We start from the raw sequence: 16,345 nt of genomic DNA on the forward strand, positions 1-16,345 counted from the left end.
ATGTGCTTCTCCTGCCAGACCGCAGCCACCCGGCTCGCGCCGGTCGACGCCGCCATCGGCTCGCACGCGTCGACCGCCCCGCACCACGACGGCACCCCGGTGAACCCGGCAGGGCTCCCCACGGCATACGAGCACGGCAACCGCCTGACGCCCGAGGGCACGACCGTCGACCCGATCCTCGTCGAGATCGTCGAGGGCACGCTCGCGAGCGTCGAGATGGAGGTCGAGACGGCCATCGCCCGCACCAGCCGCTCGCCCATGATCCGCGACGCCCACGACTTCCGCGCCGGCATCCACGACCGGCAGCTGCGCAAGCTCACCGGCCGCTCCTACAGCGCGCTCGTGCACCCCATCGCCCGCGACTTCCCGCTCGCCGAGATGAGCGAGGGCGACGTCTTCTTCCACAACGACGTCTACGAGTCCGAGGGCGGCATCGGCCACCTGCCCGACCTCTGCGTCACGGTGCCCGTCTTCTCCGGCGGCGAGGTCGTCGCGTTCGTCCAGGCGTTCGGTCACCACGACGACATCGGTGGAGCCGTGCCCGGCTCGATGCCGAGCAACGCGCAGACGGTCTTCGAGGAGGGACTGTCGGTCCCGCCGATCAAGCTGTGGGACAAGGGAGTTCCCAACCAGGCGGCGCTGCGCATCATGACGCGCAACAGCCGCATGCCCGGCAGCCTCGCCGCCGACCTCGACGCCGAGTGCTCGGCCTGCCTCATGGGCGCCCGCCGCCTCGGTGAGCTCTTCGAGCGCTACGGCCGCGACACCATCGAGGCCGCCTTCGACGCGATCCTCGACAAGACGACCGAGACCTACCGCCGAGAGATCCTCAGCAAGATCCCCGACGGCACGTACGTCTGGGAGGACTACGCCGAGCACGACGGCGTCGACGAGCCGAAGCTGCACACCCAGCGCATCACGCTGACGAAGCAGTCGACCGGCGGCCCCGGCCGCTCGGACCAGTACCCGGACGGCGGCCCCAAGCTCGTCATCGACTTCACCGGCACCGCGCCGCAGGCGAAGGGACCGATCAACCACTGCGGCGACTACGTCGGCGGCAACTTCCTCAAGAAGTGGCTCGCGCCGATCCTGCGCAACCTCGCCGACACCCCCGAGCGGATGGCCGAGCTCGACGTCAACGAGGGCATCGTGCCGCTCATCGAGATGAAGTTCCCCGAGAAGGGCACGCTGCTGACGCCGATCTACCCGGCGCCGACGAACGCGCGCACCTTCGTCATCCTGCGCCTGCTCGGCGTGCTCGCCGGCGTCGTCGCCAAGGCCGTCGACGGCAAGATGCCGGCCGACCAGGAGACGATCCGCTACACCGGCGTCTACGGCAAGGACCGCGACGGCAACGACTACCTCATGCGCGAGGTGCTCGGCGGCGGCTCGGGCGGGCGCTACTACGCGGACGGCGAGGACACCATCCACGTCGTGCCCGACAGCCGCAACCTGCCGACCGAGTTCACCGAGAGCCGCTTCCCCTTCATCGTCGAGCGGCTCGGCCTCGCCGTCGACTCCGGCGGTGCCGGCCGGCACCGCGGCGGTCTCGGCTACGAGAAGCACATCCGCATGCTCAAGGACGCGCACTTCATGTCGATCGCCGACCGGTCGATCCTCGCCTGCTGGGGCGTCAAGGGAGGCAAGGCCGGCCGGCCGTTCGAGGTGACGGTCGACGTGGGTGGTCCCGACGAGCGCAGCGTCGACGCCCTCGCCGACGCCGAGGTGGTCAAGGCCGGCCAGGTCATCCGCATCCGCACCACCGGCGGCGGCGGCTGGGGCGACCCGCTCGAGCGTCCCTACGACGAGGTCGAGCGCGACCTGCGCTGGGGCAAGGTGTCGTTCGAGGGGGCGCGCCGCGACTACGGCGTCGTCGCGTCCGGCACCCAGGACGAGCCGGTCGTCGACACCGCGTCGTCCGACGCGCTGCGCGACGGGCTGCGGGCCGAGCGCGCGGCCGAGCAGCCCTTCTTCGACCGCGGCCCGGGCTACGCCACGCTCGCCGCCGGCCAGAGCGCGGCGGACGTCGACTGGGTGTGAGCGATGAGAGTCCTCGTGATCGGCGCGACCGGCAAGACCGGCCGCGCCGTCACGCGTGCGCTGGCCTCGCGCGGCATCGCCGTCCGCGCTGCCGTGCGATCCGTCGACCGACAGAACAGGGCGTATGCCGCTGGGGCCCGGTCGATCTCGGTCGTTGACCTCGTGAGCGGGGCTGGGTTGGCCGCGGCCGTCGCGGGGGTCGACGCCGTCTACCACCTTGCCCCCAACGTCCACCCGGACGAGGTCAGGATGGCCGAACGGGTCGCTGCAGCGGCGGCTGCTGAGGGCGGGCCCCGCTTCGTCTTCCACTCCGTGCTGCACCCCGACGACGCGTCGATGCCGCACCACCTGCGCAAGGCCGAGGCCGAGCACGTGGTGCGGGGCACGGTGCCCGGCGCGACGGTGCTGCGCCCCGCGGCCTACCACCAGAACCTCCTCGAGGCCGCCCGCTCGGGCCGTCTCGCCGTGCCCTACTCGCTCGACTCCCCCTTCAGCAACGTCGACCTCGACGACGTCGCCGAGGCTGCTGCGGTGGTGCTCACCCGGCACGGCCACGAGGGCCTCACCTACGAGCTCGCCGGCCCCGAGGTGCTCAGCGTGCGCGAGCAGGCCGCGGCGGCCTCCGAGGTGCTCGGACACCACGTGAGCGCCGAGCACGTCTCGCCCGACGCCTGGTCCGCGGGCCCGGGGACCGGCCTGCCCGAGCAGGCCCGCGCCGACCTGCTCGCGATGTTCACGGCATACGACCGGGAGGGGCTGGTCGGCGAGGCCGACACGCTGCGCCGGCTCCTCGGCCGCGAGCCACGCACCTGGGCCGACGTGCTGCGGGCCGCCGGGCCCGTCGACGGGGCGGCCACGAACCGGTGAGCGACGGCTGCACGTTCGTCGACCACGCCTGCGCACCACGAGGACACAGGCCCCACGCACCGCTGAACCCACCAGCCCACCCCGGGCGCTGCCCCGCGCTCGCGGCGTCAGTCGATGTCGCGTTCCTCGATGGTCTGGCGCACCGTGTTCGTCACGCCGTTGGGACCCTCCTCGCGCGTGATGATGCGCTTGCGGCGGTGGCCCTTGCTGCCGTGCCAGATGAGCAGACCGCCGGCGATCATGAGGATGACCCCCGCGATGGGCAGGTTGATGACCGTGGTGTTGGCCCGGACCGCGAAGGTCAGGATCGCACCCACGACCGCGAGCAGCACTCCGACACCCAACGTCCCACCCCCTCCTGGCTGGACCTGCGACGCGACGACCTCGTCCTTCTTCATTATCGTCCCCTACCCGCACACAGCCCCCGAAGGACGCGACACTCGCCGACCGGACGGCATACATCTGCCAATCCGGCTGACGTGGTTGGGCAGGAGGTGACAACGCGCCCGCTCGCGCACGCTCCCTAGGCTCACGCCATGACGACCGCCTCGCTGAGCAAGGACGCACCGTGAGGGTGCTCGTGGCGCTGGGTGGCAACGCCATGACCGGGCCCGACGGGAGCGCGACGCCCCAGGCCCAGCGCGCGGCCATCACCGTCGCCAGCGAGCACCTCGCCGACCTCGTCGCGGCCGGCCACGAGGTGGTCGTGACGCACGGCAACGGCCCGCAGGTGGGCAACCTCCTCGTCAAGAACGAGCTCGCCGCCCACGTCGTGCCGCCGGTCCCGCTCGACTGGTGCGGCGCGCAGACGCAGGGCACCATCGGCTTCACCCTGCTCGACACCCTCGAGGCGTCCCTCGCCGCGCGCGGTGCCGTGCGTCCCGTCGCAGCGCTCGTCACGCGTACGCTCGTGGCCGCCGACGACCCCGGCTTCGCCCGCCCCACCAAGCCGATCGGGCGCTACCTCCCGCGCGAGCAGGCCCAGGCTCTCATCGACCACGGCGAGCGGTGGGAGGACCGCGGCGAGAAGGGCTGGCGACGAGTCGTCGCCTCGCCCGAGCCCATCGAGGTCCTCGAGACGCGCGCGTTGCTCACCCTGCTCGGCGCCGGCTACGTCGTCGTTGCGGCCGGCGGAGGCGGCATCCCCGTCGTGCGCAGCGAGAGCGGTGCGGTGCACGGTGTCGAGGCCGTCATCGACAAGGACCTCACCGCAGCGCTGCTCGCCAGGGCGGTCGCCGCCGACGTGCTCGTCATCGCCACCGACGTCGCCCACGCCGTCGCCGGCTGGGGCACGCCCGACGCGCACGACATCGGCCGCGTCACCCTCGCCGAGATGGAGGCGTATGCCGCCGTCGGCCACTTCGCGTCGGGATCCATGGGCCCCAAGGTCGACGCCGCGATGCGCTTCGTCCGCGCCGGGGGCCGACGCTCCATCGTGACCGCGCTCGACCAGCTCGCCACCGCCATCGACGGCCACATCGGGACCGTCATCGAAAACCCTGAAAGAGAAAGGTGATTCACGTGCCCGAAGCCATTGAGGTGCGCAAGGTCCCCATCCACTCGGTCGCCGACGCGTCCGAGCTCGCGAAGCTCATCGACGACGGCGTGATGGAGGCCGGCCGGGTCATCGCCATCATCGGGAAGACCGAGGGCAACGGCGGCGTCAACGACTACACGCGCATCATCGCCGACCGCGCCTTCCGTGAGGTGCTCGTGGAGAAGGGCGCACCGGCCGAGCAGGTCAAGCAGGTCCCGATCGTGTGGTCCGGCGGCACCGACGGCGTCATCAGCCCGCACGCCACGATCTTCGCGACGGTCCCGGCCGACAAGGCCGAGCCGTCCGACGACCTGCGGCTGACGGTGGGCTTCGCGATGAGCGAGCCGATCAAGCCCGAGGAGATCGGCTACGTCGCCATGGTGCAGAAGGTCGCCGACGCCGTGAAGGTCGCCATGGAGCGGGCCGGCATCACCGACCCCTCCGACGTGCACTACGTCCAGACCAAGACGCCGCTGCTGACGATCCACACGATCCGCGACGCCAAGTCCCGCGGCCAAGAGGTCTGGACCGAGCACACGCACGAGTCGATGGACCTCTCCAACGGCACCACGGGCCTCGGCATCGCCGTCGCGCTCGGCGAGATCGAGATGCCGACCGACGCCGACATCATGCACAACCGCTCGCTCTTCTCCTCGGTCGCCTCGTGCAGCTCGGGTGTCGAGCTCGACCAGGCGCAGGTCGTCGTGGTCGGCAACGCCCGCGGCGTCGGTGGTCGCTACCGCATCGGCCACTCGGTCATGAACGACGCCCTCGACGCCGACGGCATCTGGGAGGCGATCAAGGACGCCGGCCTCGACCTGCCCGAGCGCGCCCACCCGAGCGACATCGCCGGCCGCCTCGTCAACGTCTTCCTCAAGTGCGAGGTGAGCCAGGACGGCCAGGTGCACGGTCGCCGCAACGCGATGCTCGACGACTCCGACGTGCACTGGCACCGCCAGATCAAGTCGTGCGTCGGTGGCGTCACGGCGTCGGTGACGGGCGACCCGGCGGTGTTCGTGTCGGTGTCGGCCGCTCACCAGGGCCCCGACGGCGGTGGTCCGGTCGCGGCCATCGTCGACCTCGGCGAGGGTGAGCCCACCGGCTACCGCTGGCCCCGCTGAACGGCATACCCCCCCCACCTGCCGCGCAACACACCCGGTAACAGTCAGCTCCTCACGGTTGCAACCGTGAGGAGCTGACTGTTACCGGGTGTGTTGCTGGGACCTGACGGTCAGTGGGCGAAGTGGCGGGTCCCGGTGAAGTACATCGTGACGCCCGCCGCCCTGGCGGCCTCGATGACCCCGTCGTCACGGATCGAGCCGCCGGGTGCCACGACCGCGCGAACGCCGGCGTCGAGCAGGATCTGCAGCCCGTCGGCGAACGGGAAGAACGCGTCGGACGCCGCGACCGAGCCCCGCGCGCGCTCCTCGCCGGCGCGACGCACGGCCAGGTAGCAGGAGTCGACGCGGTTGACCTGGCCCATGCCGACGCCGACCGCGGCCCCGTCGCGAGCCAGCAGGATCGCGTTGGACTTCACGGCGCGGATCGCGCGCCACGCGAACTGGAGGTCGGCGAGCGTCGCGTCGTCGGCGGCCTCACCGGCGACGAGCCGCCAGTTCGCGGCGTCGTCGCCACCGGTCACCGCGTCGCCGTCACCGTGCACGACGGCGTCGACGCGGTCGACGGACTGCACGAGCAGCCCACCGCTGATCGGGCGCGTCTCGATGGGGTCGGCCGCCTCGGCCATGCCGGCCGGCAGGCGCAGCACCCGGAGGTTCTTCTTCGCGGTGAGGATCTCGAGCGCTTCGGGCTCGTAGTCGGGCGCGATGATGACCTCGGTGAAGACCGGCTTCGCGGCCGTCGCCATCGCCGCCGTGACGGTGCGGTTGGCGGCGATGATGCCGCCGTAGGCGCTCACCGGGTCGGTCGCGTGGGCGCGCTCGTACGCCTCTTCGATCGTCGCTCCGACGGCGATGCCGCACGGGTTGGCGTGCTTGATGATCGCGACGGTCGGCTGGTCACCGTGGTCGTGCGCCGCACGCACCGCGGCGTCGGTGTCGACGTAGTTGTTGTACGACATCTCCTTGCCGTGCAGCTGCTCGGCGGAGGCGACGCCCGGGCGCCAGTGGCGGTAGAGCGCCGCCTGCTGGTGCGGGTTCTCGCCGTAGCGCAGCGCGGCCGCGCGGTCGAAGGTCGCGCCGGTCCAGGCGGGGAAGCCCGTGCCGTCACGCTGGGTGTCCGGGTCGGCGTCCGGCTGCGCGAAGCGCTGCATCCAGCTCGCGACCGCGACGTCGTAGGAGGCGGTGTGCACGAACGCCTCCGCGGCCAGGCGCTGGCGCTGGGCCAGCGTGAAGCCGCCCTCACCCAGGGCCGTGACGACCTCGCCGTATGCCGCCGGGCTCGTCACGATGGCGACGCTCGGGTGGTTCTTGGCCGCGGCCCGCACCATCGAGGGGCCGCCGATGTCGATCTGCTCGATGCACTCGTCAGGCGTCGCGCCCGAGGCGACGGTCTCGCGGAACGGGTAGAGGTTGACCACGACGAGCTCGAACGGCTCGACCTCGAGGTCGGCCAGCTGCTGCACGTGGTCGGGCTTGCGGGTGTCGGCGAGGATGCCCGCGTGGACCTTCGGGTGGAGCGTCTTGACGCGGCCCTCGAGGCACTCGGGGAAGCCGGTCAGCTGCTCGACGGGCGTCACGTCGATGCCGAGCGCCGCGATCGTCTTCGCGGTCGAGCCGGTCGAGACGATGCCGACGCCCGCGGCGTCCAGCGCCCGGGCGAGGTCCTCGAGGCCGGTCTTGTCGTAGACGGAGATGAGGGCGCGCTTGATCGGACGGCGTCCGTCGGACATCAGAACTCCTGGCGTGGGTAGACGGTGTCGATGACTCCGGAACACCCAGGCGGGCGATGCTCCGACCGTTTCACTCCCTGGTGGTTCCCCACCTGCGCCAGTCGTGTGCGGCCAGACTACCGGTCACGGCCGTGCCCGACGAAACGCTCGCTCGATCGAGGAGCCGCGCGACGGAGCGTGCTCTCGATCGTGTGGGGTCAGCCGAGGCGGACGCGGCGCCCGTCCACCGAGAAGCCCTCGCGCGCCATGCGGCCGACGATCTCGACGAGCAGGTCGCGCTCCTGCACCTTGATCCGCTCGTGGAGGCTCTCCTCGGTGTCGTCCTCCTGGACGGCCACGACCCGCTGCTCGATGATCGGGCCGGTGTCGACGCCGGCGTCGACGAGGTGGCACGTCGTGCCGGTCACCTTGACCCCGTAGGCCAGCGCGTCGCGTACGCCGTGGGCACCGGGGAAGCTCGGCAGCAGCGCCGGGTGCGTGTTGACGACCGGCTGCGCACCGAGCGTGGCCGGCCCGAGGATGCGCATGAACCCGGCGGTGACGACGAAGCGCGGCGCCGCCGCGGCGACCCGCTCAGCGAGGGCGACGTCCCACGCCTCCCGGTCGGCGAAGTCGGCCACCGCGCACACGAACGTCGGGATGCCGGCCTGCTCGGCCCGCTCGAGACCCGTGCACGCGCGGTCGGCGCCGACCGCAGCGACGCGCACGCCGTATGCCGGGTCGGCAGCCGCGTCGATGAGCGACTGCAGGAGCGTGCCGGAGCCCGAGACGAGCACGACGACCGGGACGGGTCCCTCGGTCGCTCCGGCAGGGCTGGCGGCGGCGTCGGTCGTCACGCGCCGGAGTGTAGCGCTGGGGCCCGGCGCGGCCCGCATCGATCCACGTCCGCCGCATGGGTAAGGATGGGCGCATGACCGAGCCGCAGCTGGAGCAGGAGATCGCGTTCGCGCGCGAGAAGGCCAAGCGCACCCTGCCCCTCGCCCTGCTGGTGCTGCTCGGTCTCATCGCCATGTACCTGCCGCTGCCCAAGCGGTTCATCGCGTTCGCGCCGCTGCTCATCGCCGTGGTGCTGACGATCCGCCTGCTGCGCTTCCTCTCGACGCGCGGCGGGCGCGAGAAGATCTGGCCGGCCTTCACCCTCGTCATCGTCGGCATGCTGCTGTCGACCCTCGCCCTGCAGCTCGCCTTCTACGACTCGTGGAGCGCCTACGAGGACTGCATCGCCGGCGCCCAGACCCAGCAGGCCACCGCCGACTGCGTGCAGCTCAAGGACACCGGGATGCTGGGCCTCGTCGTGCAGTGACTCGATGTCGAGTGGGTCACCTGTCGTCGTCTACGGCACCGCGCTGAGGTGCCGTGTGCCACAACCCCGTCGCGTGAATCCTGGAGCGGGCTTCACCGTACGACGTACTCCCGCAGGGTGGTGTCGAAGGGAACGAAGAAGCGGCCCGGCTGCACGACCATCTGCGGAGTCGTCACGCCGCTCTCGACCGGAACGTCGACGCGGAGCGTGTACGGGTCGAAAGTGAAGACCTTGCCGCCCGCCGTCAGGTAGAACAGACCTCCCACCCACGCCAGGTCTGCATTGCGCAGGACGGCGCCCGAGGAGGTGGGCTGGTCCTGCAGGACGACGCGACGCTTCACGGCGCCGGTGAGAGGGTCGAGCTCCACGAGGGCGGATCCGTGGGCCGCCCAGAGCGAACCGTTCGGGCCGATCGTCACGGCACCGAACGCCTCGGCTCCCGCGACGGGCGCCGACTCCCAGAGCTTCTTGTTCGTGGCTACGTTCCAGGCGAAGACCTTCGCGGACGGCTGGGTGGGCGTGGCTCCCAGCCCGCCCCAGCGCGACGTGCCGGCGTACACGATGTCGCCGTCAGCAGCCAGTGACACGATGCTCTGGTCGACGACGGGCTTGTTGATCACGCGTACGCCGCTGGTGTCGTTGTCGATGATTCCCAGGGTGCCCGTGAGAAGGCCGTACCTGGGGATCGTCCCGAAGAAGACCCGCGACCCCGAGGTTGCCCAGGCCAGAGGGCGGTCCTGCTGGTAGCTGGCCCCGAGGGAGGTCAGCATGGTCGGGTTCGTGCCGTCGACCCAGGGGCGTGTCGTGTCGTACCGGAAGATCTGGCCGGCCGTGTAGGTGCCGAGGTACTGGATGGTTCCGTGGTTGATCGTGCCCTCCACCTCGCCGATGACCCCAGGCCCGAAGGGCACCAGGGGATACTGCTGGCGTCTGGCGAGGTCCGAAGTCACTACGGCGAGGCTCGAGCCGCCGTAGCCGCCGACGTACAGCGACGAAGGTCCAGCCCCGAGCGACTTGATGCGCATCTTCGTGGCGGCGAACTCGACGTGGTAGCTGAGCTCCTGCCCGGTGGCGAGGTTGATCGCCGCCACCGTCCCGTCGGTGTTGTACGACAGGAGCCACTCGCCACTCACGCCGCCCACCTTGGTGACCAGCGGGATGCGGTCGCGGCCTGCTCCCGACACGATGGGTCCCCGCGACGTCATGACGCCGGTGGCTGCGTCGACCGCCCACAGCTCCTTGTAGCGGAAATAGTAGAAGTAGCCGCGGCTGTCGAGAGACGACGGACGCTGCAACGAGTAGTTGGACGGGACGTCCCACGTGTTCAGCGACGCGTCGTAGAGGCGGCGCTCGCTGGCCACCGCCGCTCCATCGGGGCTCGTCCCGGCGGGGGTCCAGACCTGGAGGTACCTGCCCAACGACTCGAGCTCGGCGATGTTGCCGGCGGTGACCGGCTTGGGCAGGCTGATGCGCGAACGATCCGCCGTGTTCACAAGGGAGACACGCACGATGACGGGGTCTTGCGAGCCCAGCCCCACCCACGCGTACCTGCCGTCGAGCGCGAGACTGCGGGCGTACTGGTGAGTGGCGCTCATGCTGCCGATGTTCTGGAAGGCTCGAGTTGCCGGGTTGTAGTTCCACAGCTCGGCCGCCGGGTAGGAGACTCCCCAGATGCGACCGTCTGCGGCGGCCTCGATGTCCCAGACGACCTTGGTCTTCGGGGTGACCAGACCGAGATCCTGGATGACGAGCGCGCCCGGTGTCCAGGTCCACAGGTGACCGTCGTTGCCACCGATGTACACGTTGCCGTCACGGCCCTTGGTGATGGTGAAGCTGACCCTGACCTGGCCGAGCGGGAAGCGGTAGTCGATCGTGCCAGTCTCGAGGTCGGCCACCTGGAACTCCGCAGGACTGCCGGACACGACCGTGACGAGCTTTGTCCTGCCGTTGACCACCAGCGCGTCGACGAGGTTCGTGTTGCTGAAGGCGTCGACGGGCCGGGTCGAGGCACCGCTGGAGAACGTGTGGACCCCGGCGCCGACGGACGGTCGGAGGTCGATCGTGTCGAACGCCGCCACCCCCTTCGAGCCGGCCGAGCTGGAGATCTGGATCGTGGCCGAGGCGGCCGTGGCGGGGGGCGTCACCTGCTTGGTCACCAGAGCCCACACGCCCACGGGCTTGCGCACGGCCATGGTGTCCGTGCCCACCACCTTGCGCGCGGGGTCGAGGAACCTCAACGTGACCACGAATGAGCCCGAGCTGGGCCTGACCCAGGTGCGGAAGTCGTGGGTCACGTTCGGGAACACGACTGCCGGACTGCTGGTCGCCGAGACACCCGCAGTCGTGCTGGCGTCGGAGACGAGCAGGCTGCGGGACCCGGTGCGCGCCTGCTGGGAGCTGACCACGGCGGACGTGCCGGTCCCGGCCTGCACCGTCCAGGACGCGACCGAGGTCCCGGTGGCGCTCGCCTCGAACCCGCCGTTGGGAACCTCTGGGCGGATGACGCCGAGCCCGTCCCACCAAGCCTGGGAAAGCGCTTGGGTCGACGTGACGACCTCGATGGACGCCGTCCGCGCTGTGGCCGGCGCAACCCCCCGGGTCTCCACGCGAGACCAGATCATCCGGGCACCCGTGCTGGGCGTGCTTGTCCTGGCGACGACCGCCCCGGACGCATCGAGGAAGCGCAGGGTCAGTGACTGGGTGCCACTCTTGGTGGATACGTATCCCTGTGCGTGGTACTCGGCGCCGGGCGACACCGTGAACGTTCGACGCACAGTGACCCCGCTCGTCCCGGAGGCGTCCTCGACGTAGAGGGCCCGCGTCCCCGAGAAGGCCACCCCTGTGCCGACCACGGCGCGGTTCGGCGCCGAGGCGTAGACGGTCCAGCCGGCGGGCGACGCTCCGCTCGACTCGAAGTCCCCGACGGGGTAGCTCGTGGAGACCGGTTGGAGCGCCTCGGCGGGAACGACCAAGGTCGGGATGACACCAAGGGCCACGACGACACCGAGCATCGCGGCCAGCACGGCGCGAGTGCGCGCCGTGTGGCTGAGAGACCGCGAGGTCACGTGAGTCATCTGGGTGCCCTTCATCAACAGCGGGTGCGCCAGCACGGGCGTCGATCACCCGAGTGGCTGGCGACCAAGCGACCGGCAAGCCGATCAAATCGGGCAAATCGTAACTGCGGCACATGTCGCGCACACCCGCTATCGACATTTTGCCCTCTGTGCGGTCCGGCGGACCCCGACGCGTGACCGTACGCGACTAGGTGGTCTCCAACGCGGTGCCCGTCACGTCCGAGCCGTTCTCCGGACCTGGCGCGGACGAGGACTCGTCGTCGGACCGCTGCTGGGTGCGCCGATGACGCCACTCATGCAGCAGCAGCACGCCGAGCCAGAGCAGTGCACCACCGAGGACCTCGCCCAGCAGGGCCGCGGCGAAGGTCCACAGGTGCGGTCCGACGGCGGCGAGGCGGTCGACACCGACGGCGCCGTTGCCCAGCGCCGTCAGGGCGACGACCACCAGCACCGCGAGGACGGCAGCCGTCACCGTGGCCGCGAGCCGCGAGCGCGTGTTGCCGAAGAACTCGAGGGCCGAGTCGACCCGACCACCCAGCCAGGCGCCCAGCGCCACGGGAGCCAGCAGGACGGCATACATGGTCGGGGGGAAGTCGATGGCGCCGGGCAGCGCGCCGAAGAGCGGCACGAGCGGCAGCAGCCCGGGCTGCGCAGCAGCCGGCGAGACCGTCGAGCCGAGCGCGATCTGGAAGCCCGGACCGGCGAGGAACGAGAGCGCCCACGTGGCCGCGTTGCCGAGCAGCGCGACCTGCGCGAGCACGATGACGGCGAGCGCGCCCACGTTCGCGGCGTACTGGTCCTGGATGTCGGCCACCTCGGACCACGACAGCACCACCCGCACCACCACGAGCGCGAGACCGAGCCCGAGCAGCAGACCCGCGCCGCGCCAGCCGATGCGCCACACCGACGGCAGCCACGTCGGGCCGCGCCGGAACCACGAGCGCACGAACGCCGGCGACGAGTCCTCGTCGGGTCGCACCATGACGAAGCCGAGCGCCATGAGCGGCACGAGCAGCGATCCGAGCACCGCTGCCGCGCCGGGTGTGGCCGGACCACCGAGCGTGAAGAGCGCGAAGACGGCCGCCACGACGCCGTAGCCGACGAGGAAGCCGGGGACGAGGCCCCACCGGGCGACGCGGCTCCAGTCCTCGGCACCGACCCGCAGTCGCTCCGTCTCGGACAGGCGCCGCGCCCAGCGGAACGTGATGTAGACGAAGACGGCGAGCAGCAGCAGCGGCGTCATCGAGATCGCCACTCCCCCGGCACCGACCGACTGACCGTGGCCCACGAACCAGACGGCGCTGGCCAGCGACACCGCCGAGAACCAGCCCACCGTGCTCTCGGGCGCGGCGACCCAGCCGACCAGCGCGGGCAGCACCACGACCGTCCACGTGCCGACCGCCGCCAGCGCACCTGCGCGCAGGGCCGGCGGGAAGGCGCTCGAGGGGCTCGTGGCTGCTGTCTCGCGGGCCAGTGGTCTCACTCCTGCTGCTGTCGGTGCTCGTGCTGCCGGCCCCGGGACGTGTGCCGTGACCTCTTCGCCCATGGTCGCCCGGACCCGGCGCAGGGGCGAGCACCCACGCCGAGGCGGGCTGTTCTTCGCACCACAAACGGTGTCCGGCGCCACGCCGGCGACCGAGACTGGAAGTGGGAGAGGTCCCGGACCGTCCCGGGACCCCGGGGACCGAGGGGGCCCCGACATGAGGAAGATCCGCCACCAGGTACTGACCGCTCTGACCGTGCTGCTCACCATCGTGACGGCTGGACTCCTGGGGGTGGGACCGCCCGGCACGGACGGCCGTGCAGCCCCGCCGACGGCGACGCCGGCAGACCTCGCGCTGACCCAGCCGTTGGCCTACGCCGGCACCGTCTACCTCACGTTCGACGACGGGCCCAGCCTCACGTGGACGCCGAGGGTGCTGTCCGTGCTGCGCAAGTACGGGGTTAAGGCCGTGTTCTTCGAGGTCGGCCAGAACGTGTCGTGGTACCCGAGCATCACCCGCAGTCTGCGCACCTACGGCAACAAGATCGGCAACCACACGTGGAGCCACCCGAACCTGACGCTGCTCTCGACCGCGTCGGTGACGTGGCAGCTGAACCGCATGGAGTCGTCACTCGGCTACCGGCCACGCTGCGTCCGCCCGCCCGGCGGCGCGACGAACGCGCGCATCCAGGCCATCATCGCGGCCCGCGGACAGCGGCACATCCTCTGGACCGTGGACCCTCGTGACTGGTCACGCCCCGGCACGTGGACCATCGTCAACCGGGTGCTGGCCGGCGTCCGGGACGGCTCGCGGATCCTGCTGCACGACGGCGGCGGTGACCGGTCCCAGACCGTCGCCGCGCTCGACCTGCTGATTCCTCGGCTGCGCGCCCGCGGCTTCGTCATCGGCCTCATGGCCTGCTGATCGCGGGGCCGCCCAGACGACGTATGCCGCCGAGCCGGGCTGGGTGCCCGCGTGGGCACCCAGCCGACTCAGCGGCATACGAAATCGGTTGCGGCAGAGACTACTTCGCGAGGCCCTGCATGATCTCGCGCATGAGCTCGGCAGTCTCGGACGGCGTCTTGCCGACCTTGACACCGGCGGCCTCGAGGGCCTCCTTCTTGGCCTGGGCGGTTCCCGACGAGCCCGACACGATGGCGCCGGCGTGGCCCATCGTCTTGCCCTCGGGAGCCGTGAAGCCGGCGACGTAGCCGACGACCGGCTTCGTGACGTTCTCCTTGATGTACGCCGCGGCCCGCTCCTCGGCGTCGCCGCCGATCTCGCCGATCATGACGATCGCGTCGGTGTCGGGGTCGTTCTGGAACGCCTCGAGGCAGTCGATGTGCGTCGTGCCGATGATCGGGTCGCCACCGATGCCGACAGCCGAGCTGAAGCCGAAGTCACGCAGCTCGTACATCATCTGGTAGGTCAGCGTGCCCGACTTCGAGACCAGGCCGATGCGGCCGGAGCCGGAGATGTCGGCCGGGATGATGCCCGCGTTGGAGACGCCGGGCGTGATGAGGCCGGGGCAGTTCGGGCCGACGATGCGCGTCGTGCCCTTGTCCTTGGCGTAGTTGTAGAACTCGGCGGTGTCCTTGACCGCGACGCCCTCGGTGATGACGACGGCGAGCGGGATCTCGGCGTCGATCGCCTCGACGGCGGCGGCCTTGGTGAACTGGGCCGGCACGAAGATGACCGACACGTTGGCGCCGGTGGCGTCGATGGCCTCCTTGACCGAGCCGAAGACGGGCACGGAGACGCCACCCTCGAAGTCGACGGTCGTGCCGGCCTTGCGCGGGTTGACGCCGCCGACGATCTCGGTGCCGGACTTGAGCATGCGCTGCGTGTGCTTCATGCCCTCGGAGCCGGTCATGCCCTGGACGATGACCTTGGAGTCAGCGTTGAGGAAGATTGCCATGGTTGATCGTTCTCTCTCTCGGACTCTCGGGTTCAGGCCTGCGAAGCCAGCTCGGCGGCGCGGCGCGCGGCGCCGTCCATCGTCGGCTCGACCGTCACGAGGGGGTGGTTGCGCTCCTGCAGGATGCGGCGGCCCTCCTCGACGTTGTTGCCGTCGAGGCGCACGACCAGCGGACGGTTCTCCTCGTCACCGAGCGCGTCGAGCGCGCCGACGATGCCGTTGGCGACCGCGTCGCAGGCGGTGATGCCGCCGAAGACGTTGACGAAGACGCTCTTGACCTGCGGGTCGGACAGGATGATGTGCAGGCCGTTGGCCATCACCTCGGCGCTCGCGCCACCACCGATGTCGAGGAAGTTCGCCGGCTTCTGGCCGCCGAACTCCTCACCGGCGTACGCGACGACGTCGAGGGTGCTCATGACGAGCCCGGCGCCGTTGCCGATGATGCCGACGGAGCCGTCGAGCTTGACGTAGTTGAGGTCCTTCTCCTTGGCGGCGGCCTCGAGCGGGTCGGCCTCGGCCTTGTCCTCGAGGGCGGCGTGGTCCTCGTGGCGGAAGTCGGCGTTGGCGTCGAGGGTGACCTTGCCGTCGAGCGCGACGATGTCGCCGTCCTCGGTCTTGACCAGCGGGTTCACCTCGACGAGGGTCGCGTCCTCGTCGCGGTAGACGGTCCACAGCTTCTGGATGACGTCGGCGATCGCGGCCTTGTCGGCCTCGTCGAAGCCGGCGGCGTCGACGATCTCCTTCGCCTTCGCCTCGTCGATGCCCGTGTTGGGGTCGACGGCGATGCGGGCGAGGGCGTCGGGGCGCTCGACGGCGAGCTGCTCGATCTCCATGCCGCCCTCCTTCGAGCACATGGCGAGGTACGTGCGGTTCGCACGGTCGAGCAGGATCGAGAAGTAGTACTCCTCGGCGATGCGGGCGCCCTGGGCGATCATCACGGTGCCGACGGTGTGGCCCTTGATGTCCATGCCGAGGATCGCCTCGGCGGCGGCCTGCGCCTCGTCGGGGCTCTTGGTGACCTTGACGCCGCCGGCCTTGCCGCGGCCGCCGGTCTTCACCTGCGCCTTGACGACGGTGACACCGCCCGACTTCGGCCCGATCTGCTCGGCGGCCGCGCGGGCCTCCTCAGGGGTGGTGGCGATGGCGCCGGCCAGCACGGGCACCCCGTGCTTCTCGAACATGTCGCGGGCTTGGTACTCGAAGAGATCCACGGGTGGGGTCCGTCCTCGTCGTCGATTCGTATCGTCGTCGACTGCGCCGCTGCGGCGTTC

13 protein-coding genes and 1 riboswitch are annotated in these 16,345 nt (G+C 70.8%); of the genes, 6 read left to right on the forward strand and 7 right to left on the reverse strand.

Annotated elements, in window-relative coordinates:
• Together ACXR8F_RS19385 and ACXR8F_RS19390 are read left to right on the forward strand one after the other, a co-directional pair.
• Complete coding sequence (locus ACXR8F_RS19385) at positions 1–2,040, forward strand: hydantoinase B/oxoprolinase family protein (RefSeq protein WP_458803009.1); 2,040 nt, start codon at positions 1–3, stop codon at positions 2,038–2,040.
• A 3-nt stretch (positions 2,041–2,043) separates the two neighbouring features.
• Entirely contained in the window at positions 2,044–2,907 is an 864-nt protein-coding gene (locus ACXR8F_RS19390; RefSeq protein ID WP_458803011.1) for an NmrA family NAD(P)-binding protein, read from the forward strand.
• A 107-nt stretch (positions 2,908–3,014) separates the two neighbouring features.
• Here the strand turns inward: ACXR8F_RS19390 and ACXR8F_RS19395 are convergent, their stop codons facing one another.
• Complete coding sequence (locus tag ACXR8F_RS19395; RefSeq protein WP_458803012.1) at positions 3,015–3,305, reverse strand: hypothetical protein; 291 nt, start codon at positions 3,303–3,305, stop codon at positions 3,015–3,017.
• A 170-nt stretch (positions 3,306–3,475) separates the two neighbouring features.
• Between ACXR8F_RS19395 and ACXR8F_RS19400 the strand changes: the two genes are divergently transcribed.
• The gene (locus ACXR8F_RS19400; protein ID WP_458803014.1) at positions 3,476–4,423 is read left to right on the forward strand and encodes a carbamate kinase; all 948 of its coding nucleotides are present in this window, start codon (positions 3,476–3,478) and stop codon (positions 4,421–4,423) included.
• Between the two features lie 5 nt (positions 4,424–4,428).
• The gene (gene bar / locus ACXR8F_RS19405; RefSeq protein WP_458803016.1) at positions 4,429–5,565 is read left to right on the forward strand and encodes a barbiturase; all 1,137 of its coding nucleotides are present in this window, start codon (positions 4,429–4,431) and stop codon (positions 5,563–5,565) included.
• 110 nt (positions 5,566–5,675) lie between these two features.
• Here the strand turns inward: bar and purH are convergent, their stop codons facing one another.
• Positions 5,676–7,295: a bifunctional phosphoribosylaminoimidazolecarboxamide formyltransferase/IMP cyclohydrolase gene (gene purH, locus ACXR8F_RS19410; RefSeq protein WP_458803017.1), complete on the reverse strand. Its 1,620-nt coding sequence runs from the start codon at positions 7,293–7,295 to the stop codon at positions 5,676–5,678.
• Between the two features lie 36 nt (positions 7,296–7,331).
• Positions 7,332–7,409, reverse strand: a riboswitch (ZMP/ZTP riboswitch).
• Positions 7,410–7,492: 83 nt separating this feature from the next.
• Entirely contained in the window at positions 7,493–8,131 is a 639-nt protein-coding gene (gene purN, locus ACXR8F_RS19415) for a phosphoribosylglycinamide formyltransferase (RefSeq protein WP_458803018.1), read from the reverse strand.
• A gap of 74 nt (positions 8,132–8,205) precedes the next feature.
• Between purN and ACXR8F_RS19420 the strand changes: the two genes are divergently transcribed.
• Complete coding sequence (locus tag ACXR8F_RS19420) at positions 8,206–8,598, forward strand: hypothetical protein (RefSeq protein ID WP_458803019.1); 393 nt, start codon at positions 8,206–8,208, stop codon at positions 8,596–8,598.
• A 92-nt stretch (positions 8,599–8,690) separates the two neighbouring features.
• Here ACXR8F_RS19420 and ACXR8F_RS19425 read toward each other — a convergent pair whose 3' ends face one another.
• Together ACXR8F_RS19425 and ACXR8F_RS19430 are read right to left on the reverse strand one after the other, a co-directional pair.
• Entirely contained in the window at positions 8,691–11,672 is a 2,982-nt protein-coding gene (locus tag ACXR8F_RS19425) for a carbohydrate binding domain-containing protein (protein WP_458803020.1), read from the reverse strand.
• A 187-nt stretch (positions 11,673–11,859) separates the two neighbouring features.
• Complete coding sequence (locus tag ACXR8F_RS19430; protein WP_458803021.1) at positions 11,860–13,155, reverse strand: cell division protein PerM; 1,296 nt, start codon at positions 13,153–13,155, stop codon at positions 11,860–11,862.
• Positions 13,156–13,372: 217 nt separating this feature from the next.
• On the opposite strand from ACXR8F_RS19430, the gene ACXR8F_RS19435 reads away from it, so the two are divergent.
• The gene (locus ACXR8F_RS19435; RefSeq protein WP_458803022.1) at positions 13,373–14,080 is read left to right on the forward strand and encodes a polysaccharide deacetylase family protein; all 708 of its coding nucleotides are present in this window, start codon (positions 13,373–13,375) and stop codon (positions 14,078–14,080) included.
• A gap of 100 nt (positions 14,081–14,180) precedes the next feature.
• Here the strand turns inward: ACXR8F_RS19435 and sucD are convergent, their stop codons facing one another.
• Positions 14,181–15,074: a succinate--CoA ligase subunit alpha gene (gene sucD, locus ACXR8F_RS19440; protein ID WP_045187523.1), complete on the reverse strand. Its 894-nt coding sequence runs from the start codon at positions 15,072–15,074 to the stop codon at positions 14,181–14,183.
• Between the two features lie 32 nt (positions 15,075–15,106).
• Positions 15,107–16,285 (reverse strand): ADP-forming succinate--CoA ligase subunit beta, encoded by a 1,179-nt coding sequence (sucC, locus tag ACXR8F_RS19445; protein WP_458803023.1) that lies wholly within the window; start codon positions 16,283–16,285, stop codon positions 15,107–15,109.
• Positions 16,286–16,345: the final 60 nt, after the last annotated feature.

It is taken from the genome of Terrabacter sp. AAH1 (genome assembly GCF_054456855.1).